A 20,789-nucleotide genomic window follows, 5' to 3' on the forward strand; every position below is an offset into this window, starting at 1 on the left:
GCTCCCACAGGTACCGCACAGCTTTTGAATACTGTGCAGTCCCTGTAGGAGCGGGCGCGCCCGCGAAGCAAGCAACACCGATCTAGAACTGCGAACCCACCACTTCCTGCGCCACGCCAAGGAAGGCCGCCGGCAGCCTGGACTGGCGCCGCTCCTTCAGGCAATACAGGTATTCATGCATCACCGGCGCATCTTCCAGCGCCAGCACCCGCAGCTCCGGGTTATGCGGCACTTCATGCCGGGCGATCACGCTGATGCCGATGTTGCGCAGCACCGCCTCGCGGATCGACTCGCGGCTGCCTATTTCCAGCAACGCCCCGGCCTTGACCCCGGCATCGAGCATCATCTGTTCGGTCAATTTGCGCGTGGTCGAGCCCTTTTCGCGCATCAGCAGGCAATGCCCTGCTATCGCCTCGATGGATACCACCTGCCGATGGGCCAGCGGATGGTTGCGGTGCACCGCCACCACCAATGGGTCGGTGCCGAGCACCCGCCTCACCAGCCGCGCATCCTCAACCAGCTGCGATGAAGCGGCGATGTCCACCCGGTAGTCTTCAAGCATCTCCAGCACCTGCTGCGAATTGCCGATCTCTACCGCCACCTCGACCTGAGGCAGGCGCTCGCGAAAGATCTTCACCAGGTCGAGGATGTAGTACGGCGCGGTGGCGGCAATGCGCAAGCTGCCCTGGGCCTGGCCGCTGTTGCGCAACTCGAACTCGATGTCGGCCTCCTGCTGCAGCAGCGCCTTGACCATCGGCAGCAGGCGCACGCCCTCCTCGCTCAGCACCAGGCGCCGGCCACCGCGGTAGAACAGCTCCACCGCATACTGGCTTTCCAGGTTGCGGATCTGCGTGGTCACTGTCGGCTGGCTGAGCCCGAGTTTCTTCGCCGCCAGGGTGATGCTGCCCAGACGGGCCACCATGTAGAAGGCTTTGAGCTCGGCACTCAGCATTGCAGGACCTCATTTGCGCAGCAGGCGCAGACCGTTGAACACCACCAGCAGGCTCACGCCCATGTCGGCGAACACTGCCATCCACAGGGTGGCCATGCCGGCAAAGGTGATCGCCAGGAATATCGCCTTGATGCCCAGCGCCAGAACGATGTTCTGCGTCAGGATCGCCGCACTTTGGCGCGACAGCCTGACGAACGTCGGGATTTTGCGCAAGTCGTCGTCCATCAGCGCCACGTCGGCGGTCTCGATTGCCGTGTCGGTGCCAGCCGCCGCCATGGCGAAGCCGATTTCCGCACGGGCCAGGGCTGGCGCGTCGTTGATGCCGTCACCGACCATGCCCACCCGATGCCCTTCAGCGTACAGCTGCTCGATGCTCTGCAGCTTGTCGGCCGGCAGCAGGTTGCCTTCTGCGCGGTCGATACCCACCTGCGCGGCGATGGCCTGGGCGGTGTGAGGATTGTCGCCGGTCAACATGACGGTCCTGATGCCCAGCGCGTGCAGTTCGGCGATGGCCTGGCGGCTGCTGTCCTTGACCGTGTCGGCCACGGCGAAGAGGGCTAACGGCCCGGAGCGGTCGAGCAGCAGAACCACAGTCTTGCCCTGGCGCTCCAGCGCATCGAGCTGTGCTTCAAGCGCCGGCGAGCACAGGCCCAGCTCCTCGACCAGGCGGTGGTTGCCCAGGTGATAGGTTTCGCCGTCGATATCACCACGCACGCCCCGGCCAGCCAGGGCCGCGAATTCGCTGACCTCGCTCAGCGGCAGGTTCTGCGCCTTGGCGAACTGGGCGATGGCGCCCGACACCGGGTGATCGGAACGGTCGGCCAGGCTCGCTGCCAATGTCTGGGCACGGCTCTCGAACAGCGGTTCAAGCACCTTGGCATCGGTTTGCACCGGTTTGCCGTGGGTGATGGTGCCGGTCTTGTCCAGGGCCAGGACGTCCAGCTTGCGCCCGCCTTCCAGGTACACGCCACCCTTGATCAGGATGCCCTTGCGCGCTGCAGCAGCCAGACCACTGACAATGGTCACGGGTGTAGAGATGACCAACGCACAGGGGCAGGCGACCACCAGCAGCACCAGCGCGCGGTAGACCCAGTCAAACCAGGCACCGCCCATGAACAGCGGCGGGATCACTGCCACCGCCAGGGCCAGGGCGAACACCACCGGGGTATAGATGCGGGAGAACTGGTCAACGAAACGCTGGGTAGGCGCACGCGCACCCTGGGCTTCTTCGACAGCCTTGATGATGCGTGCGAGGGTGGACTGCCCGGCCGCCGCCGTCACACGGTATTCCAAGGCACCTGCCTGGTTGATGGTGCCGGCGAATACTTTGTCGCCCGCTGCCTTTTCCACAGGCAGGCTTTCGCCGGTGATCGGCGCCTGGTCGACACTGGATTGCCCGCTGACCACCTCGCCATCCAGGCCGATGCGTTCGCCGGGGCGCACCCGTACCAAGGTACCGATAGTCACCTCGCGCACCTCCACCTCATGCCACTGGCCGCCGGCCTGCTGCACCGTGGCCATGTCCGGGGCCAGTTGCATCAGCCCGCCGATGGCATTGCGCGCACGGTCCAGCGAGCGCGCCTCGATCAGTTCGGCAACGGTGAACAACACCATGACCATGGCCGCTTCCGGCCACTGGCCAATCAGCACGGCACCGGTCACGGCAATGCTCATCAGCGCATTGATATTGAGGTTGCGGTTCTTCAGGGCGATCCAGCCCTTCTTGTAAGTGCCCAGGCCGCAGCCGAGAATTGCCGCCAGCGCCAGCCCGGCCACCAGCCACTCCGGCGCGAGGCTGGCGAAGTGCACGATTTCGGCGGCGATCGCGGCGATTCCCGACAAGGCCAACGGCCACCAGCGAGTCTTGTGCGGCTGCGCTGCGGCGGCGCTGCCGTCATCCTCGGCGGCAAGCGGTTCGGCCTTCATGCCCAGGCTGTCAATGGCTCGCTCGATGTCGACAGTGCCGTTCAAGGTGTGGCGCACACCGAGCACACGGTTGATCAAGTTGAATTCCAGTTGCTCGATGCCCACCAGCTTACCCAGCTTGTCCTGGATCAGCGTCTGCTCGGTGGGGCAGTCCATGGCGTCGATGCGAAAGCGGCTGAGCTGGGCGTGGCCGCTGGCCTTCTCGCTCAGTTGCACCTTGGCCGGCGCAGCAGCCGCGCCACAGCAACTGTGGGCATGGTGATCGTGCTTGTGTTGATGGCTGACAGGCTGGTTCATAGGGTCATCCTTAAATTGAGCCTGTTGCCAAGTGAACACCCTGTAGCCACTATAGGGTCAAGCCACTTTGCTGGAGATTTTGTCATGAAGATCGGAGAACTGGCCAAAGCCACCGATTGCGCCGTGGAGACCATCCGCTATTACGAGCGCGAGCAATTGCTGCCGGCGCCGGCACGCACGGAAGGCAACTACCGGCAGTACACCCAGGCCCACGTCGAGCGACTGACCTTCATCCGCAACTGCCGAACACTGGACATGACCCTGGACGAGATCCGCAGCCTGCTACGCCTGCGCGACAGCCCCGATGACGCGTGCGGCAGCGTCAATGCACTGATCGATGAGCATATCGAGCATGTGCAGGCGCGGATTGATGGCTTGGTGGCGTTGCAGGAGCAGCTGGTGGAGCTGCGGCGGCGCTGCAGTGCGCAGGGGGCAGAGTGCGCGATCTTGCAGCAGCTGGAGACGAACGGGGCGGTAACCGTACCGGATACCGAGCATTCGCATGTGGGGCGAAGCCACGGACATTGAGATTGCTGGGGGCGCTTTGCGCCCCTTTCGCGACACAAGGCCGCTCCTACAGGACAACGCGATCCCTTGTAGGAGCGGCCTTGTGTCGCGAAAGGGCTGCAAAGCAGCCCCGGCGATCTAGAGAATCAGACCGCCATCGGCGCCGTCATCGGAGCGTGGTGTTCATACCCTTCCAGGCTGAAATCGCTCGGCTCGACCTTCTCCAGCCACTCCGGCTCGTACTTGCCGGTCTTGGCAAACTCAGGCACGCGATCACTGATCACCAGCTTCGGCGCCTCCAGCGGCTCGCGCTTGAGCTGCTCGTTGAGCATGTCCAGGTGGTTCTCGTACACATGGGCATCGCCGATGAAGTAAGTGAACCAGCGCGGGGTGTAGCCGGTCAGCCGGCCGAACAGCGACAGCAGCGCCGCGCCTTCGGTGAGGTTGAACGGCGTGCCCAGGCCCAGGTCGTTGGAGCGGATGTAGAGGGTCAGGGAAATCTCCTTCGTCTCGACATTCGGATGGAACTGGTACAACAGGTGGCACGGTGGCAACGCCATTTCATCGAGCTGGGCGCAGTTCCAGCCGTGGAACAGGATGCGCCGGCTGCCCGGGTCGTTGGCGATGGTGTCCAGGCACTGGCGCACCTGGTCGATGGCCTTGTACAGGACGACGAAGGCTACGCCGCCCTCTTCGTCCTGAGCGATACGACGGAAGCCCGCCTTCTCGGCCATTTCGATGGCTGCCGGGTTGCTCAGCGGGATGCGCTTGTAACCCGGCCACTGGCGCCATTGCACGCCATAGATTTCACCAAGGTCGTCATGGCCCTGGCGGAACGGGTTGGCGAGCCACTGGGCGTTCTCGTTGGCGTTCTGGTCCCAGACCTTGCAGCCCAGCTCGCGAAACTCACCGGCATTCTTCACGCCACGCAGGAAGCCGACCATCTCGCCGATCGCCGACTTGAACGCCAGCTTGCGCGTGGTGATGGCCGGGAAACCCTTCTGCAGGTCGAAGCGCAGCATGGCGCCCGGCAGGCTGATGGTGCGGATGCCTGTGCGGTTGCCCTGCAGCGTGCCGTTGTCGATGACGTCGCGGACCAGATCTAGATACTGTTTCATGACTTTCCTGTAACAAGAACGGCAGGGGATCACCCCTGCCGTTGAAATCAGACGGCAGGTTTGGCCGTAGGATTGCGGTTGTAGGCCAACCAGATCAAGAAGATGCCGCCGACAATCATCGGTACGCAAAGCAATTGACCCATGGTCAGCCAGCCGAAGGCGATGTAACCCAGCTGGGCATCGGGCACCCGTACGAACTCCACGATAAAGCGGAAAATACCGTAGAACAGCGCGAACATACCCGACACGGCCATGGTCGGGCGCGGCTTGCGCGAGTACAACCAGAGAATCACGAATAATGCCACACCTTCCAGGGCGAACTGGTACAGCTGCGACGGATGACGGGGCAACTGCGCCGGATCGCTGAACGGCGGGAAGACCATTGCCCAAGGCACATCGGTAGCTTTGCCCCACAGCTCGGCGTTGATGAAGTTGCCAATCCGCCCGGCACCCAGGCCGATCGGCACCAGCGGGGCGACAAAGTCCATCAGCTCGAAGAACGACTTGTTGTTGCGCTTGCCGAACCACAGCGCAGCCAGCATCACGCCGATGAAGCCGCCGTGGAACGACATGCCACCCTTCCACACCTCGAAGATCAGCGTCGGGTTGGCCAGGTAGGCGTGCAGGTCGTAGAACAACACGTAACCCAGGCGCCCACCGACGATCACCCCCATCGACAGCCAGAACACCAGGTCGGAGAGTTTCTCGCGGGTCCAGGTCGGGTCGAAGCGGTTGAGCCGGCGCGAGGCCAGCAGCCAGGCACCGCCGATGCCGACCAGGTACATCAACCCGTACCAGTGGATTTTCAGTGGCCCGAGGGCGACGGCCACGGGGTCTATCTGCGGGTAAGGCAGCATGGAACTTCCTCTTGGTTCAAATCAGAAAGCTGAGGCCGACGCAGAACAGCAAGGCTGCGAACAGGCGTTTCAACAGGCGCGGCGACAACTTGTGCGCCAGGCGCGCGCCGAAGCGGGCGAAAAACATGCTGGTGACGGCAATGCCCACCAGCGCCGGCAGGTAGACGAAACCCAGGCTGTGGGGCGGCAGGTGTTCGTCGTGCCAGCCCAACAGCATGAAGCTCAGGGCGCTGGCCAGGGCGATTGGCAGGCCGCAGGCCGATGAGGTGGCCACAGCCTTTTGCATTGGCAGGCCGCGCCAGGTCAGGAACGGCACGGTCAGCGAACCGCCGCCGATGCCGAAGATTGCCGAAGCCCAGCCGATTACACCCCCAGCGCCGATCAGTGTCGGCTTGCCAGGGAGGCCATGGCTGGCCTTGGGCTTGAGGTCCAGTGCCATCTGCGCGGCGATGATCAGGGCGAATACGCCGATGATCTTCTGCAATTGTGGGCCCTGGATCAATGAAGCGGTCTTGGCGCCGATACCTGCGCCAATCAGGATACCCAGGGTCATCCAGGCGAACAGCGGCCACTGCACCGCGCCCTTGCGGTGGTGTTCGAGCACGGCGTTGATGGAGGTAAAGACGATGGTCGCCAGCGACGTACCGACTGCCAGGTGAGTCAGCACCGACGCATCGAAGCCTTGCAGGGTGAAGCTGAATACCAGCACCGGCACGATGATGATGCCGCCGCCCACGCCGAACAGCCCGGCCAGCACGCCGGCACAGGCGCCCAACAGTAGATAGAGCACGAATTCCATTCGTCTTCCCCGAGAAAACAATCCGGCATGGTAACGGAAGCCGCCCTCGTGGCTCTAGTGAACTCTGTGACAGGATGGATCGGCACCCGCGCAGTGGGTACAGTGGGCAAAAACACAGAGGCCCAACCGATGTGCCTGATCGTATTCGCCTGGCGGCCAGGGCATGCGCTGCCGCTGATCGTCGCGGCCAACCGTGATGAATTCTATGCCCGGCCGACCCAAGCCCTGGCGGCCTGGGACGATGCCCCCGGGGTGCATGCCGGGCGCGATCTTGAAGCCGGCGGCACCTGGCTGGGCATTGGCCCTCAGGGGCGCTTTGCGGCGTTGACCAACATTCGCGACCCTGGGCAGGTGCTGGGGCCACGCTCGCGGGGCGAGCTGGTGGCGGCGTATCTGCAGGGTGAACTGGGAGTGGAGGCATACCTTGATGAGGTAGCCAGCCGCAGCGCTCAGTATTCAGGGTTCAATCTGCTGGTGGGTGATGGCCGACAGCTGGGCTACCTGCATGCCCGTGACGTGGCGCCACGCTTGCTGGAGACCGGCGTGTACGGGCTTTCCAATGCCGGGCTGGATACGCCATGGCCGAAGCTGGTGAAGGCGCGCACAGGGCTGGAAGGGCTGCTTGAGACGGCAGATCCGCAGCAGTTGCTGGCGTTGCTGGCGGATAACGAACCAGCAGCCGACGGTGAGTTACCGGAGACCGGCGTGGGGATGGCCACCGAGAAGTTGCTGTCGAGTGTGTTTATTGCCAGCCAGAACTATGGCACTCGGGCGAGCACCGTGCTGATTGTGGATGATCAGGGGAGAAGGCGGCTGATTGAGCGCAGTTTCGGGCCTTTTGGTGGGCATCTGGGGGAAGTTGAGCTATTGGTCTGAGGGCCATGGGGCTGCTTTGCAGCCCTTTCGCGACACAAGGCCGCTCCTACAGAAGATATGCGATCCCTGTAGGAGCGGCCTTGTGTCGCGAAAGGGCCGCAAAGCAGCCCCAAAATCTCAAAGGGTCTTGTTGGCCCCAGGCCCGATCATCCGCGCCAGCCCAAGGTTCTTCAGGGCCAGTTGCAGCGAGCTGTGGATAACCTGCGGGTTGTCATGGCTAAGCGCGTCGACCAGCAACTCCTTGGCCTTGCTCATGTTCACCTGGCGCAACATCCACTTCACCTTCGGCAGGTTGGTGGCGTTCATCGACAGGCTGTCGAAGCCCATGGCCATCAACAGGATTGCCGCTGCCGGGTCACCGGCCATCTCGCCGCAGATGCTCACCGGCTTGCCTTCGCCATGGGCGTCACGCACCACGGTATTGAGCGCCTGCAGCACCGCCGGGTGCAGGTAGTCGTAAAGGTCGGCGACCCGCGGGTTGTTGCGGTCCACCGCCAGCAGGTACTGAGTCAGGTCGTTGGAACCGACCGAGAGGAAGTCCACCTGCCGCGCCAGCTCCTTGGTCTGGTAAACCGCCGCCGGGATCTCCACCATCACGCCCACCGGCGGCATCGGTACGTCCGTACCTTCGTCGCGCACCTCGCCCCAGGCACGGTGGATCAGGTGAAGTGCTTCTTCCAGCTCGTGGATGCCGGAAATCATCGGCAGCAGGATGCGCAGGTTGTTCAGGCCCTCGCTGGCCTTGAGCATGGCGCGGGTCTGCACCAGGAAGATTTCCGGGTGATCGAGGGTGACACGGATACCGCGCCAGCCGAGGAACGGGTTTTCTTCCTTTATCGGGAAGTACGACAGCGCCTTGTCACCACCGATGTCGAGGGTGCGCATGGTCACCGGCAGCGGGTGGAAGGCCGCCAGCTGCTCGCGGTAGATCGCCAGCTGTTCCTTCTCGCTGGGGAAGCGCTGGTTGATCATGAAGGGTACTTCGGTGCGGTACAGGCCAACACCCTCGGCGCCGCGCTGCTGGGCACGAGCCACATCGGCGAGCAGGCCGGTGTTGACCCACAGCGGCATGCGATGGCCGTCGGGGGTGACGCACGGCAGCTCGCGCAAGGCGTCAAGGCCCTGTGCCAGCTGGCGCTCTTCCTCGACCACGTCGCTGTACTGCTTGCGCAGCACCTCGCTAGGGTTGGTGAACACCTCGCCCTTGTAGCCGTCGACGATCATCTCGATGCCATCGACCTTGGAATACGGCAGGTCGACCAGGCCCATAACCGTCGGAATACCCATGGCCCGGGCCAGGATGGCGACGTGGGAGTTGCCCGAACCCAGTACCGAGACCAGGCCAACCAGCTTGCCCTCCGGCACCTCACCCAGCATCGCCGGGGTCAGCTCTTCACTGACCAGGATGGTGTTGTCGGCATACACCAGCGACTGTGAGCGGGCTTCCTGCAGGTAGGCCAGCAGGCGCCGGCCGAGGTCCTTGACGTCCGAGGCGCGCTCGCGCAGGTAGTCGTCGTCCATCAGCTCGAAACGGTTGACGTGCTCGCCGACCACCTGGCGCAGGGCGCCCTGGGCCCACTGGCCGGTCTTGATGACTTCGGTCACCTCGCCACCGAGGGCGGCGTCTTCGAGCATCATCAGGTACACGTCGAACAGCGCGCGCTCTTCTGGGCGCAACTGGGTGGCCAGCTTGGCCGACAGCTTGCGCATGTCCTCGCGTACGCCTTCGAGGGCGTTCTGGAACAATTGCAGTTCGGCGTCGATGTCATCGACGCTCTTGTCCGGCACCACTTCCAGGTCGGCTGGCGGCAGCATGACCACGGCCCGGCCGACGGCGGCACCCGGCGAACCCGGCACGCCAACGAAGCGCGCTTCCTGGATGCCCTTGCCCTGGCGGCCCAGGCCACGGATCGAACCGGTGGCCTCGGCGTGGGCGATAACCCCGGCGAGCTGGGCGCTCATGGTGACCAGGAAGGCTTCCTCGCCCTCGTCGAACTGGCGGCGCTCCTTCTGCTGAATGACCAGTACGCCCACCACCCGGCGGTGGTGGATGATCGGTGCGCCCAGGAACGATGCGAATTTTTCTTCGCCGGTTTCGGCAAAGTAGCGATAACGCGGGTGATCGGCGGCGTTCTCCAGGTTCAGCGGCTCTTCCCGGGTGCCCACCAGGCCGACCAGGCCCTCGTTGGGGGCCATGCTGACCTTGCCGATGGAGCGCTTGTTCAAACCCTCGGAGGCCATCAGCACGAAGCGGTTGGTTTCCGGGTCGAGCAGGTACACCGAGCAGACCTGGCTGCCCATGGCCTCCTTGACGCGCAAGACAATGATCCCCAACGCCGTCTTGAGATCTTTGGCGGAGTTCACTTCCTGGACGATCTTGCGCAGCGTATTGAGCATGGCTCGGGGTCGAACTCCGTCGTCAGTCGCGCGTCAGCAGACGCGGTGCAAGCTCTTTCAGGGCGCGGCGGTAGACTTCACGCTTGAATGTCACCACCTGGCCCAGCGGGTACCAATAGCTGACCCAGCGCCAACCGTCGAATTCCGGCTTGCCGGTCAGGTCCATCCGCACCCGTTGTTCATTGCTCACCAGGCGCAGCAAAAACCACTTTTGCTTCTGGCCAATGCACAGCGGTTGGCTGTGGGTGCGGACCAGCCGCTGGGGTAAACGATAACGCAACCAGCCGCGGGTGCAGGCAAGAATTTCCACATCGTCGCGTTCAAGGCCAACTTCTTCGTTCAGCTCGCGGTACAGGGCATCTTCTGGTGTCTCGTCAGGGTTGATGCCACCCTGCGGGAATTGCCAGGCATCCTGGTTGATCCGTCGAGCCCATAGCACCTGCCCGGCATCATTCGTCAGAATGATCCCAACATTGGGGCGAAAACCATCCGGGTCGATCACGGCAACAACCTCGCAAACGCATGTCACCGCATTGTTCCACAAAGCCTGCGAGCGCAGCAACGCGCCCGCCAAGCTTATGTGCAGCGCGGTGAAAACTCCGTATTCTGCGGGCCTACCCTGTGGCTGACACGAGTGACCGCGATGCGCCTGGCTTTATTCGACCTGGACAATACCCTCCTCGGTGGTGACAGTGACCACGCCTGGGGTGACTACCTATGCGAACGGGGCATTCTTGACCCGGTCGCGTACAAGAACCGCAACGACGCGTTCTACCAGGACTACCTGAACGGCACCCTGGACCTGCAGGCCTACCTGGCCTTTTCCATGGAGATCCTTGCCGCCACCGAACCGGCTCAGCTAGACGAGTGGCACCGCGACTTCATGCGCGACTGTATCGAGCCGATCATCCTGCCCAAGGCATTGGCATTGCTGCAGCAGCACCGCGAAGCCGGCGACCAGTTGGTGATCATCACCGCCACCAACCGCTTCGTCACCGCGCCCATCGCCCGGCGCCTGGGTGTGCGCGTGCTGCTGGCAACCGAATGCGAGACCCGCGACGGGCGCTATACAGGGCGCAGTACCGATATAGCGTGTTTCCGTGAAGGCAAGGTGACGCGGCTTGAGCGCTGGATGCTGGAGAACGGGTTTGATCTTGAGGACAGCTATTTCTACAGCGACTCGATGAATGACCTGCCGTTGCTGGAGCGGGTGGCGCATGCGGTGGCGGTGGACCCCGACCCGAACCTGCAGGCCGAGGCCGAGCGGCGCGGGTGGCCGGTGGTTTCTCTGAGGGATTGAGGTTTGCTGCGCCGGCCCTTTCGCGGGTGAACCCGCTCCCACAGATGCTGCACAGCCTTCACCGGCGGCGCTATCCCTGTGGGAGCGGGTTTACCCGCGAATAGGCCGGCATGGGAAGCACAAGGCTTTCAAATAGGCTTGGCACCCATCAGCCCGGCGATGGACAGGAAGCACACGCCGCTGAACACTGCCAGCGCCAGGGTAAAGCGCAACCCGACCACTTCAGCCTTGCGCAGCCGGTTCAGCCGCACCAGCAGCCACCAGCCGGCAAACGCGCCAAAGGTATAGATGACGCTGGAAGCCAACACCCAGGTCTGCCCCAGTGGCCAGCCAACCAAATGCACCAGCCACCAGCCGGTGAACGGCATGCTCACCAGGCACAATCCCATCACCAGCCAGACGAACACCAAAGGCCGGCGCAGCAGCTTGGCATAGGCCCCGGCATCGCCCTTCCGGCGAGCCCGCACCGTCCAGATCGCCAGGCCCAGGGCCCCCAGCAGCAATAGCGCGGTGGCGATGATGTGCAGGGCCTTGAGGGTGGTCAGGTGTTCCATGTCTTCACATCCTTGAGCGATAAGCCAAGCTTAGCCGCTCAGCCAAGGAACAGCTTGTAAGCCGGGTTGTCGGTCTCGTCCCAGTACGGGTAACCGATCTTGGCCAGCGCCGCCGGCACCAGGTGGCGCTCATCCGTCGGCACCTGCAGGCCGGCGACCACACGCCCATCAGCCGCGCCGTGGTTGCGGTAGTGGAACATCGAGATGTTCCAGCGCCCGCCCAGCTTGTTGAGGAAGTTGAACAACGCCCCCGGCCGCTCGGGGAATTCGAAGCGCAGCACGATTTCGTCGCTGGCACCGGCCGAATGGCCACCGACCATGTGGCGGATGTGCAGCTTGGCCAGTTCATTGTCGGTCAAGTCGGTAACCGGGAAGCCCTGCTCGGTCAGGTTTTGCACAAGCGCTGCCCGCGGGTCGTTTTCCGGGTGCGTCTGCACACCGACGAAGATGTGCGCTTCATCGGATGTGTGTTTGCGGTAGTTGAACTCGGTGATCTGGCGTTTGCCAATGGCCTCGCAGAACGCCTTGAAGCTCCCCGGGCGCTCGGGGATGGTCACGGCGATGATGGCCTCGCGTTTTTCGCCCAGTTCGGCGCGCTCGGCCACATGCCGCAGGCGGTCGAAGTTGACGTTGGCACCTGAGTCGATGGCCACCAGAGTCTGCCCGGTCACGCCCTTGAGCTCGACGTACTTCTTGATGCCCGCGACGCCGAGTGCACCGGCAGGCTCGGTGATCGAGCGGGTATCGTCGTAGATATCCTTGATCGCTGCACAGATTTCGTCGGTGCTGACCGTAATTACCTCGTCCACATGGTGACGGCAGATGTCGAAGGTGTGCTGGCCAATCTGGGCTACCGCCACACCGTCGGCGAACAGCCCGACCTGTGGCAGCACCACGCGCTCGCCCGCCGCCATCGCCGCCTGCAGGCAGTTGGAGTCATCCGGCTCGACGCCGATCACCTTGATTTCCGGGCGCAGGTATTTCACATAGGCCGCGATGCCGGCAATCAGGCCGCCGCCGCCAACCGGGACGAAGATCGCATCCAGTCGGCCTGGGTGCTGGCGAAGGATTTCCATGGCCACGGTGCCTTGGCCGGCGATGGTATGCGGGTCGTCATAAGGGTGGATATAGACGAAGCCCTTCTCGTCGACCAGTTTCAGCGAATAGGCCAGCGCCTCGGGGAACGAGTCACCGTGCAGCACCACCTTGCCGCCGCGCGAGCGCACGCCTTCGATCTTGATTTCCGGGGTGGTCTTGGGCATCACGATGGTCGCCTTGATGCCCATTTCACGCGCAGCCAGGGCCAGGCCCTGGGCGTGATTACCGGCCGAGGCAGTGACCACGCCACGGGCCAGTTCTTCCTGGGTCAACTGCGCCAGCTTGTTGTACGCCCCGCGAATCTTGAACGAGAACACCGGCTGCAGGTCCTCGCGCTTGAGCAGAATCTGGTTGCCCAGGCGCTTGCTCAGCTGCCCGGCGCTGTGCAGCGGGGTTTCGACAGCGACGTCGTAGACGCGCGAGGTGAGGATCTTCTTGACGTACTGTTCGAGCATCGGGAAAGCATCACTGGCCGCGGGACAAGGGCTGCGAGTCTACCCCAGCGCTATGTCGGGCGACCACAGCAAAGCCGCCCGAGCCGTTATACTAGGCTCCTTTCATTACCGCCCTGCCCCTTTCCGGAGCCCGCATGACCCAGGACCAACTCAAACAGGCCGTCGCCCAGGCCGCTGTCGACTTCATTCTGCCGAAGCTGGATGAAAAGAGCGTCGTCGGCGTCGGCACCGGTTCGACTGCCAACTTCTTCATTGACGCCCTGGCCCAGCACAAGACCGCCTTCGATGGCGCGGTCGCCAGCTCCGAGGCCACTGCCCAGCGTCTGAAGGGCCATGGCATTCCGGTCTACGAGCTGAACAGCGTCAGCGAGCTGGAGTTCTATGTCGACGGCGCCGACGAGAGCGACGCGCACCTGAACCTGATCAAGGGCGGCGGCGCGGCCCTGACCCGCGAGAAGATCGTCGCGGCCGTGGCCAGGACCTTCATCTGCATCGCCGACGGCAGCAAGCTGGTGCCGGTGCTGGGCGCCTTCCCGCTGCCGGTCGAGGTCATCCCGATGGCCCGCAGCCATGTGGCACGCCAGCTGGTCAAGCTGGGCGGCGACCCGGTGTACCGTGAGGGTGTGGTGACCGACAACGGTAACGTGATCCTCGATGTGTACAACCTGCAGATCACCAACCCGGTGGAGCTGGAAGCGCAGATCAACGCCATCGTTGGCGTGGTGACCAACGGCCTGTTCGCGGCGCGTCCGGCAGACCTGCTGCTGCTGGGCACGCCGGAAGGCGTGAAGTCGCTCGAGGCCGAATGACAACCTGACCCACCAGCCCGCTCCTATGGCATTGCCGGAGCGGGTTTGAACACATAGAACAGGTTCGGCTCGCTCACCAGGTAAATGGTCCCCGCCTCATCCATCGCAATCCCCTCCGCCTGCGGCACTGTCGCCTTCAACCCCTGATATCCCTTGCGCAACGACAAGGTACTCAGCGGCTTCCCCTCTACATCCAGCTCCAGCACCAGCCGCGATTCATCCGAAAGCGCCAGCAGATGCCCACTGCGCTCATCGAATTGCAGGCTCGACAGATCCCGCACGAACAACCGTGCATCGCGCTTGCGGTCCTGTACCACGTGCACCGCGTAAGGCTGGTCAGGATTCTGATGCGGAAAACCCTGCACTTCATAGATCAGCATCGGGTCGCGCTCCTTGGCCACGAGCAGGCGCTGCCCTGCCGAGTCGTAGGCCAGGCCCTCGAACCCCTTGTTGCCATTGAGGCCTATGCCCAGGCTCAACTGCTCGGCATCTGCAGCGTCGATGAACAACGTGTCATCGTCGAGCCGAACACGGATCAGCCGCTGCTGGCGCTCATCGGTGATCACAAAGGTGTTGGGCCCGACGTATTCCACGGCCTCCGGGTCGCCAAAGCCGGTGAGCGGCACACGGCGCAGGATACGTCCGTCCAAGGACAGCTCGATCAACTCCGAGCGGGCATTGGTGACCGTGAACAGGGTTTTGCGATCGGGATCGTAGGTCAGCGCCGAAAGGTCATCGTCCAGCCCTTCGACCGGCTGCGCCTCGACAACCACACGATAGCGATCCAGCCCAATGCCCTGCTCGGCGGGCTGCCACCAGGTCTTCAGGTTGAACCAGCCCCGCTCGAACAGGCGAAACTCTTGTGCGGCCAGACCCAGAAGCAGCAGCCCGGCAAACACAAGAAGCAGGAGTAGACGTACAAAGCGCATGACAACAGACCCGACATGTAGGAAGCGAAGCTAACCATGGCCGACTGAAGTGAAGCTTAATGTACGAAAGGGCTGATACTGTTACTGGCCTTTCTTGAAGCGATAGAACAGGTCCGGTTCGCTGACCATGTACAGGTTGCCCTGATCGTCCATGGCAACGCCTTCGGCACGCGGGATGGTGTGTTGCAGACCGTTGAAGCCACCCAGCAAGGTCATGAAGCTGACCTGCTGGCCTTGCTCGTCAAGCTCCAGCAGCATGTTGGAATCGGCCGACAGCACCAGCAGGTGCCCGGTGCGCGGATCGACCCCAAGGCCCGAGAGGTTGCGCAGGTCGAGTTCGTCGCTGGCCAGTGCCTGCTTTTCGCCTTTGAGCGGGCTACGCCCGTCGGTGCTCCAGGTATACAGCTTGGGCGGGCGCTCCTCGCCGATGACCAGACGCTGACGCATCGGGTCCCAGGCAACGGCCTCGAAGCCCTTGTTGCTCTTCACCGACTCGCCCAGATCGTGGCTCTGGAAATCAGCGTGGTTCAGCGAGGTGGTCTGCGCATCCACCTTGACCACGGTCAGGTCGTGCAGGCGCTCATCGGTGATCGCAATATTGCCGTCTTCCATCACGGCAACGCCTTCCGGGTTGCTCCAGCCCACCAGCGGCATCTTGCGCAGCACGTCGCCGTCGAGGCTCAGTTCGACCAGGAACGGGTTTTTGCCCATCACCGCAAACAGCGTGCGGGTATGCGGGTTGAAGGCGATGTCCGAGGCCTCATCATCTTCCATGCCCGGCAGCACCTTGGCGTCGATGTCGACCTGATAGTCCGGCAGCCACACGCTCTCACTGCGCTCGGCGCTGGTTTCGAAGCCTTCCTTGACCCACAACAGGCCGCGGTCATCCCAGTGCATGGCCACCGCCACGCCGTAACCGATCACCGCCGCCACGGCCAGGCCGAAGGGCCAGCGCAGGTAGAAGCGACGCTTGGGGGATGCGGGGGTGCTGGAGGATGCGGGCATGGGCAGGTCCTGTGGATAAGGGCAAAGAGCCGCGCATTATCCGGATGAGGTGTGAAAAATCGGTAAATTGCGCCAGCCCCTTCGCGGGCGCGCCCGCTCCCACAGGGATCACACAGTGCCTGAGGCTTATGCATCACCTGTGGGAGCGGGCGCGCCCGCGAAGAGGCCAACGCGGTTTCGGCTTAGAGCACCCGGCTTTCGAAGCGGCAGACGCCCGGCAGCTCCAGCACCAGCTCGTCTCCGACATTGAACGGCCCTACGCCGGCCGGGGTGCCGGTCAGGATCACATCCCCCGCCTGCAGCGAGAAATGCGCCGCCATGTACTGGATGATCGGCACGATCGGGTTGAGCATCATCGCGCTGTTGCCGTCCTGGCGCACTTCACCATTGATGGTCAGGCGCACCGGAATATCGGTCACGTCTTCAAAGGATGCAGCGGAAACGAAGGGTGGCAGCACGCACGCGCCGTCAAAGCTCTTGCACAGTTCCCACGGCAGGCCCTTTTCCTTGAGCTTGGCCTGCACGTCGCGCAGGGTCAGGTCCAGGGCCGGAGCGTAACCGGAGATGGCGTCCAGCACTTCTTCCTCGGTGGCACTGGACGACAGCGACTTGCCCAGCAGCACGGCAATTTCAGCCTCGTAGTGCACCGAGCCACGGTCGGTCGGGATCTTGAACCCGCCCTCCAGCGGCACCACGCAGCTGCCCGGTTTGATGAACAGCAGCGGCTCGGAAGGAATGGGGTTGTCCAGTTCCTTGGCATGTTCGGCGTAGTTGCGGCCGATGCACACCACCTTGCCCAGCGGGAAGTGAATGCGTGTGCCGTCTACGTACTGGTGCTGGTAACTCATGGCCGACTCCTTTGATTACTGCTTTTGTTCAGGAGCGAAGATCTTACCCGGATTCATGATGCCGTTAGGGTCGAAGACGGCCTTTATTGCCTTCATGCAGGCAATTTCCTCGGGCGAACGGCTGTAGCCCAGGTAGTCGCGCTTGGTCATGCCCACACCGTGCTCGGCCGAGATCGAACCGTTGTAGCGTTCGACGATCTCGAACACCCATTTGTTGACCTTGGTGCACGAGGCGAAGAAGTCATCCTTGCTCATGTGCTCGGGCTTGAGGATGTTCAGGTGCAGGTTGCCGTCACCGATGTGGCCGTACCAGACCACTTCATAGTCCGGATAATGCTCGCTGACGATGGCATCGATATCGCGCAGGAACGCCGGTACCTTGGCAACGGTGACGGAAATGTCGTTCTTGTAGGGCGTCCAGTGGGAGATGGTCTCGGACAAGTACTCGCGCAGCTTCCACAGGTTCTTCAGCTGGGTGTCGCTCTGGCTCATCACCCCATCCAGCACCCAGCCTTTCTCGACGCAATGCTCGAAGGTGGCCAGTGCTTCGTTGGCCACCTCCTCGGTACTGGCTTCGAACTCCAGCAGGGCATAGAACGGGCAGTCGGTCTCGAACGGGGCAGGTACATCGCCACGGGCCATGATCCTGGCCAGACCCTTGTCGGAGAAGAACTCGAAGGCGGTCAGGTCGAGCTTGCCCTGGAAGGCATGCAGCACTGGCATGATCGAGTCGAAGTCCGGCGTGCCCAGCACCATTGCCGTAAGGTTGCGCGGGGCGCGGTCCAGGCGCATGGTCGCTTCGACCACGAAGCCCAGGGTGCCTTCGGCGCCGATGAACAACTGGCGCAGGTCGTAGCCGGTGGCGTTCTTGACCAGGCCCTTGTTCAGCTCAAGCAGTTCGCCCGTGCCGGTGACCACTTTAAGGCCCGCCACCCAGTTGCGGGTCATGCCGTAACGGATCACCTTGATACCACCGGCATTGGTGCCGATATTGCCACCAATCTGGCTGGAGCCGCTGGAGGCGAAGTCCACCGGGTAATAAAGGCCCTGCTCTTCGGCAAAGGCCTGCAGCTGGCGGGTGATCACGCCCGGCTGGCACACCACGGTGCGGTCGACGGCATTGAAATCAAGCATCTGGTTCATGTAGTCGAAGGCGACCACGACTTCCCCATGGGCTGCAACGGCACCGGCGGAAAGCCCGGTGCGCCCGCCGGAAGGCACCAGCGCAACCTGGTGCTGGTTGGCCCAGCGGACGATGGCCTGTACCTGTTCCACCGTCTTGGGGAACACGATAGCGCTGGGCGCTGGCGGGTAATGCTTGGTCCAGTCCTTGCCATAAGCCTCCAGAGAAGCGGGGTCGGTCAGGACCTTGCCAGGGTCGACAAGGGTCATCAGTTCATCAATTACAGCGGGGTGGGTCATCGCTGGAACTCTCGACTTATTCATAGTCACCCTGAGCACTCTTCACCTGTCGGGATAAGCTCAGATTGTGTCGCGTATGCTAGCATAGCCCTCCCGCTGTTCATGCTAAGGCTGCCCTGGCGCCTGGCATCAGTCCTCGCCATTTTTTCTCCGGGATACAGGTTTACGCAGATGAGCAAGACTTCTCTCGACAAGAGCAAGATCCGGTTCCTTCTTCTTGAAGGTGTGCACCAGAACGCAGTCGATACCCTCAAGGCTGCCGGCTACACCAACATCGAATACCTCACGGGTTCCTTGCCGGATGCCGAGCTGAAGGAAAAGATCGCCGATGCCCACTTCATCGGCATCCGCTCGCGCACCCAACTGACCGAAGAAATCTTCGACTGCGCCAAAAAACTGGTCGCCGTCGGCTGCTTCTGCATCGGCACCAACCAGGTCGACCTGGCTGCAGCCCGCGAGCGCGGTATCGCCGTCTTCAACGCCCCCTACTCCAACACCCGTTCGGTGGCCGAGCTGGTGCTGGCCGAAGCCATCCTGCTGCTGCGCGGCATCCCTGAGAAGAACGCCTCCTGCCACCGTGGCGGCTGGATCAAGAGCGCGGCCAACTCGTTCGAGATCCGCGGCAAGAAGCTGGGCATCGTCGGCTACGGCTCGATCGGCACCCAGCTCTCGGTCCTGGCGGAAAACCTCGGCATGCAGGTTTACTTCTACGACCCGCTGACCAAGCTGCCACTGGGCAACGCCGTACAGGTCACCAGCCTCACCGAGCTGCTGGGCATGGCCGACATCGTGTCCCTGCACGTGCCTGAGCTGCCGTCCACCCAGTGGATGATCGGCGAGAAGGAAATCCGTGCAATGAAGAAGGGTGCGATCCTGATCAACGCCGCCCGTGGCACCGTGGTCGAGCTGGACCACCTGGCCGCCGCGATCAAGGACAAGCACTTGATCGGCGCCGCCATCGACGTGTTCCCGGTCGAGCCGCGCTCCAACGACGAAGAATTCGAAAGCCCGCTGCGTGGCCTGGACAACGTGATCCTGACCCCGCACATCGGTGGTTCGACTGCCGAAGCCCAGGCCAACATCGGCCTGGAAGTGGCCGAGAAGCTGGTCAAGTACAGCGACAACGGTACTTCCGTTTCGTCGGTCAACTTCCCGGAAGTTGCCCTGCCGGCGCACCCGGGCAAGCACCGCCTGCTGCACATCCACGAAAACATCCCGGGCGTGCTCAGCGAGATCAACAAAGTCTTCGCCGAGAACGGCATCAACATCTCCGGTCAGTTCCTGCAGACCAACGAGAAAGTGGGTTACGTGGTAATCGACGTTGACGCCGAGTACTCCGATTTGGCGCAAGAAAAGCTGCAACAGGTCAAAGGCACCATCCGTTCGCGCGTCCTGTTCTAAGGTCGCTGGCGGCATGAAAAAGGGAGGCCCTGGTGGCCTCCCTTTTTTTATTTCACTTCTACGGTGATCTTCTTCGACTCGACACTTGGCTTGAACGGCACATGATACTGGTCACCCAGCACCAGCTGCAGGGTGTGTTTGCCCGGTGTCAGGGTGATGGTCGCTTCGGTCTGCGCCTTGCCGAAGTGCAGCACTTGCGGCCCCGCTGGCAGCGCGGTACCGGCTTCCGGCATCAGGCTGGTCGGCAATGGCATATCGGCCACCGGCTCTTTGTCCACGTCCACCAGCAGGTGGTGATGGCCGCTATGCGGCGTCTGATCACCCGCAGGCTTGAGCTGCATGCCCTCGATGCCGAACTTGACGGTGAAAGTCTTCTCGACCGTGGCACCATCGGCGGGGGAAACGATGACGACCTTGGCATCCTTGGGCGGCTCCTGGCTCTTCAGGGCATCCGCAGCGCTGGCGAATACCGAGGCCCCCATCAGCAGGCCGGCAACGGCAGCACGCGAAAATAGGCTGTTCATTCACTTCTCCTGTGATTCACTTATTGACCGCTGCCTGCACAAAGAATGGCGGCGGTAGTTCACCATAGCCCACAAAGAGAAATATTTCAGTTAGGGTTAAACCTCGCCAAGGCTTCAAGGTCATAGGCTGCGCTCGACTGCGACGGGGAAGAAAGTTGCGGCGAAAGTTATTCATCTGCTTGAGAAAAAGGGGCAACACATGCGTTCGACCATAGGCGTACTGCTGGCAGTACTGATCACGCCGTTGGCTCAGGCCGAGCTGATAGACGAAATTGCCGACCGGGGCGAACTGCGCATCGCTGTGCAGGCCGACAACGCGCCGTATTCCTTCAAGGAAAACGAGCGCCTGACAGGCTTCGAGATCGAGTTCGGCCAGGATCTGGCTCGTGAACTGGACCTGCGAGCCGAGTTCGTCGAAGCGACCGCGGCAGAAGTACTGCCGGGCGTGGAGAGTGGCAAGTACGACATCACGCTAACGCCGTCCAGCGAATCGCCCAAGGCAGATGGCCCGTTCGATGTGAGCCAGGCATTTGGCGAGAAGAAGCTGGTGATCCCGTTCCAGAAGGACAACCCGGCCTTTGAAAGCGCGGTGAACAATGCCCTGCAAAGGCTGAAGGACAGCGGCCGCACAGCCCAGCTCGAGCAGAAGTGGTTCAAGGGCCCGCAGGACACTGCCGCCGGGCAGTAGGGCCTCCATGGCCTGCGCAGTGGCGTG

20 protein-coding genes are annotated in these 20,789 nt (G+C 62.7%); 6 read left to right on the plus strand and 14 right to left on the minus strand.

Annotation, left to right across the window (positions count from 1 at the left end; all coding sequences use genetic code 11):
- Positions 1 to 82: 82 nt before the first annotated feature.
- Both ACIPW4_RS09850 and ACIPW4_RS09855 read right to left on the minus strand, forming a co-directional pair.
- The gene (locus ACIPW4_RS09850; RefSeq protein ID WP_400657122.1) at positions 83 to 952 is read right to left on the minus strand and encodes a LysR family transcriptional regulator; all 870 of its coding nucleotides are present in this window, start codon (positions 950 to 952) and stop codon (positions 83 to 85) included.
- A gap of 9 nt (positions 953 to 961) precedes the next feature.
- The gene (locus ACIPW4_RS09855; protein WP_400657124.1) at positions 962 to 3,175 is read right to left on the minus strand and encodes a heavy metal translocating P-type ATPase; all 2,214 of its coding nucleotides are present in this window, start codon (positions 3,173 to 3,175) and stop codon (positions 962 to 964) included.
- 84 nt (positions 3,176 to 3,259) lie between these two features.
- Between ACIPW4_RS09855 and cadR the strand changes: the two genes are divergently transcribed.
- Positions 3,260 to 3,703, plus strand: a complete 444-nt coding sequence (gene cadR, locus ACIPW4_RS09860) for a cadmium resistance transcriptional regulator CadR (protein WP_400657126.1) — start codon at positions 3,260 to 3,262, stop codon at positions 3,701 to 3,703.
- A 125-nt stretch (positions 3,704 to 3,828) separates the two neighbouring features.
- Here cadR and ACIPW4_RS09865 read toward each other — a convergent pair whose 3' ends face one another.
- The 3 genes from ACIPW4_RS09865 to ACIPW4_RS09875 are packed head-to-tail and all read right to left on the minus strand — an operon-like array spanning position 3,829 to position 6,456.
- Positions 3,829 to 4,800, minus strand: coding sequence for a thymidylate synthase (locus ACIPW4_RS09865; protein WP_400657128.1), 972 nt, complete (start codon positions 4,798 to 4,800; stop codon positions 3,829 to 3,831).
- A gap of 47 nt (positions 4,801 to 4,847) precedes the next feature.
- Positions 4,848 to 5,657 (minus strand): prolipoprotein diacylglyceryl transferase, encoded by an 810-nt coding sequence (gene lgt / locus ACIPW4_RS09870; protein WP_400657130.1) that lies wholly within the window; start codon positions 5,655 to 5,657, stop codon positions 4,848 to 4,850.
- Between the two features lie 16 nt (positions 5,658 to 5,673).
- Positions 5,674 to 6,456, minus strand: a complete 783-nt coding sequence (locus tag ACIPW4_RS09875; RefSeq protein ID WP_400657132.1) for a sulfite exporter TauE/SafE family protein — start codon at positions 6,454 to 6,456, stop codon at positions 5,674 to 5,676.
- Between the two features lie 129 nt (positions 6,457 to 6,585).
- Between ACIPW4_RS09875 and ACIPW4_RS09880 the strand changes: the two genes are divergently transcribed.
- Entirely contained in the window at positions 6,586 to 7,332 is a 747-nt protein-coding gene (locus ACIPW4_RS09880; protein WP_400657133.1) for an NRDE family protein, read from the plus strand.
- A 117-nt stretch (positions 7,333 to 7,449) separates the two neighbouring features.
- Here the strand turns inward: ACIPW4_RS09880 and ptsP are convergent, their stop codons facing one another.
- Positions 7,450 to 9,729, minus strand: coding sequence for a phosphoenolpyruvate--protein phosphotransferase (gene ptsP, locus ACIPW4_RS09885; protein WP_400657135.1), 2,280 nt, complete (start codon positions 9,727 to 9,729; stop codon positions 7,450 to 7,452).
- Positions 9,730 to 9,751: 22 nt separating this feature from the next.
- On the minus strand, positions 9,752 to 10,231 hold the full coding sequence (locus ACIPW4_RS09890; protein WP_003249017.1) for an RNA pyrophosphohydrolase: 480 nt from the start codon (positions 10,229 to 10,231) through the stop codon (positions 9,752 to 9,754).
- A gap of 141 nt (positions 10,232 to 10,372) precedes the next feature.
- Between ACIPW4_RS09890 and ACIPW4_RS09895 the strand changes: the two genes are divergently transcribed.
- Positions 10,373 to 11,029, plus strand: coding sequence for an HAD family hydrolase (locus ACIPW4_RS09895; protein ID WP_400657137.1), 657 nt, complete (start codon positions 10,373 to 10,375; stop codon positions 11,027 to 11,029).
- Positions 11,030 to 11,157: 128 nt separating this feature from the next.
- Here the strand turns inward: ACIPW4_RS09895 and ACIPW4_RS09900 are convergent, their stop codons facing one another.
- Both ACIPW4_RS09900 and ilvA read right to left on the minus strand, forming a co-directional pair.
- A complete protein-coding gene (locus tag ACIPW4_RS09900; RefSeq protein WP_400657139.1) occupies positions 11,158 to 11,583 on the minus strand; it encodes a DUF2269 domain-containing protein in 426 nt (141 codons plus the stop codon).
- A 38-nt stretch (positions 11,584 to 11,621) separates the two neighbouring features.
- Positions 11,622 to 13,136 carry a threonine ammonia-lyase, biosynthetic gene (gene ilvA, locus ACIPW4_RS09905; RefSeq protein WP_400657141.1) on the minus strand — a complete coding sequence of 505 codons (1,515 nt, stop codon included), beginning with the start codon at positions 13,134 to 13,136 and terminating at the stop codon, positions 11,622 to 11,624.
- Between the two features lie 134 nt (positions 13,137 to 13,270).
- On the opposite strand from ilvA, the gene rpiA reads away from it, so the two are divergent.
- Positions 13,271 to 13,945: a ribose-5-phosphate isomerase RpiA gene (rpiA, locus tag ACIPW4_RS09910; protein ID WP_400657142.1), complete on the plus strand. Its 675-nt coding sequence runs from the start codon at positions 13,271 to 13,273 to the stop codon at positions 13,943 to 13,945.
- A 23-nt stretch (positions 13,946 to 13,968) separates the two neighbouring features.
- On the opposite strand, the gene ACIPW4_RS09915 is transcribed toward rpiA, so the two are convergent.
- The 4 genes from ACIPW4_RS09915 to ACIPW4_RS09930 all read right to left on the minus strand — a co-directional run bounded on the left by ACIPW4_RS09915 (position 13,969) and on the right by ACIPW4_RS09930 (position 18,149).
- Complete coding sequence (locus tag ACIPW4_RS09915; protein ID WP_400657144.1) at positions 13,969 to 14,874, minus strand: SdiA-regulated domain-containing protein; 906 nt, start codon at positions 14,872 to 14,874, stop codon at positions 13,969 to 13,971.
- Between the two features lie 81 nt (positions 14,875 to 14,955).
- Complete coding sequence (locus ACIPW4_RS09920) at positions 14,956 to 15,879, minus strand: SdiA-regulated domain-containing protein (protein WP_400657145.1); 924 nt, start codon at positions 15,877 to 15,879, stop codon at positions 14,956 to 14,958.
- A gap of 182 nt (positions 15,880 to 16,061) precedes the next feature.
- On the minus strand, positions 16,062 to 16,727 hold the full coding sequence (locus ACIPW4_RS09925) for a fumarylacetoacetate hydrolase family protein (RefSeq protein ID WP_400657146.1): 666 nt from the start codon (positions 16,725 to 16,727) through the stop codon (positions 16,062 to 16,064).
- Between the two features lie 15 nt (positions 16,728 to 16,742).
- Positions 16,743 to 18,149, minus strand: a complete 1,407-nt coding sequence (locus ACIPW4_RS09930) for an FAD-binding oxidoreductase (RefSeq protein ID WP_400657148.1) — start codon at positions 18,147 to 18,149, stop codon at positions 16,743 to 16,745.
- 171 nt (positions 18,150 to 18,320) lie between these two features.
- Between ACIPW4_RS09930 and serA the strand changes: the two genes are divergently transcribed.
- A complete protein-coding gene (serA, locus tag ACIPW4_RS09935) occupies positions 18,321 to 19,550 on the plus strand; it encodes a phosphoglycerate dehydrogenase (protein WP_400657150.1) in 1,230 nt (409 codons plus the stop codon).
- Between the two features lie 47 nt (positions 19,551 to 19,597).
- Here the strand turns inward: serA and ACIPW4_RS09940 are convergent, their stop codons facing one another.
- Positions 19,598 to 20,074, minus strand: coding sequence for a DUF4399 domain-containing protein (locus ACIPW4_RS09940; RefSeq protein ID WP_400657151.1), 477 nt, complete (start codon positions 20,072 to 20,074; stop codon positions 19,598 to 19,600).
- 199 nt (positions 20,075 to 20,273) lie between these two features.
- On the opposite strand from ACIPW4_RS09940, the gene ACIPW4_RS09945 reads away from it, so the two are divergent.
- Complete coding sequence (locus ACIPW4_RS09945; RefSeq protein ID WP_400657154.1) at positions 20,274 to 20,762, plus strand: transporter substrate-binding domain-containing protein; 489 nt, start codon at positions 20,274 to 20,276, stop codon at positions 20,760 to 20,762.
- Positions 20,763 to 20,789: the final 27 nt, after the last annotated feature.

The sequence above is a fragment of the Pseudomonas sp. NPDC089996 genome, from assembly GCF_044748405.1.
Lineage (GTDB): Bacteria > Pseudomonadota > Gammaproteobacteria > Pseudomonadales > Pseudomonadaceae > Aquipseudomonas.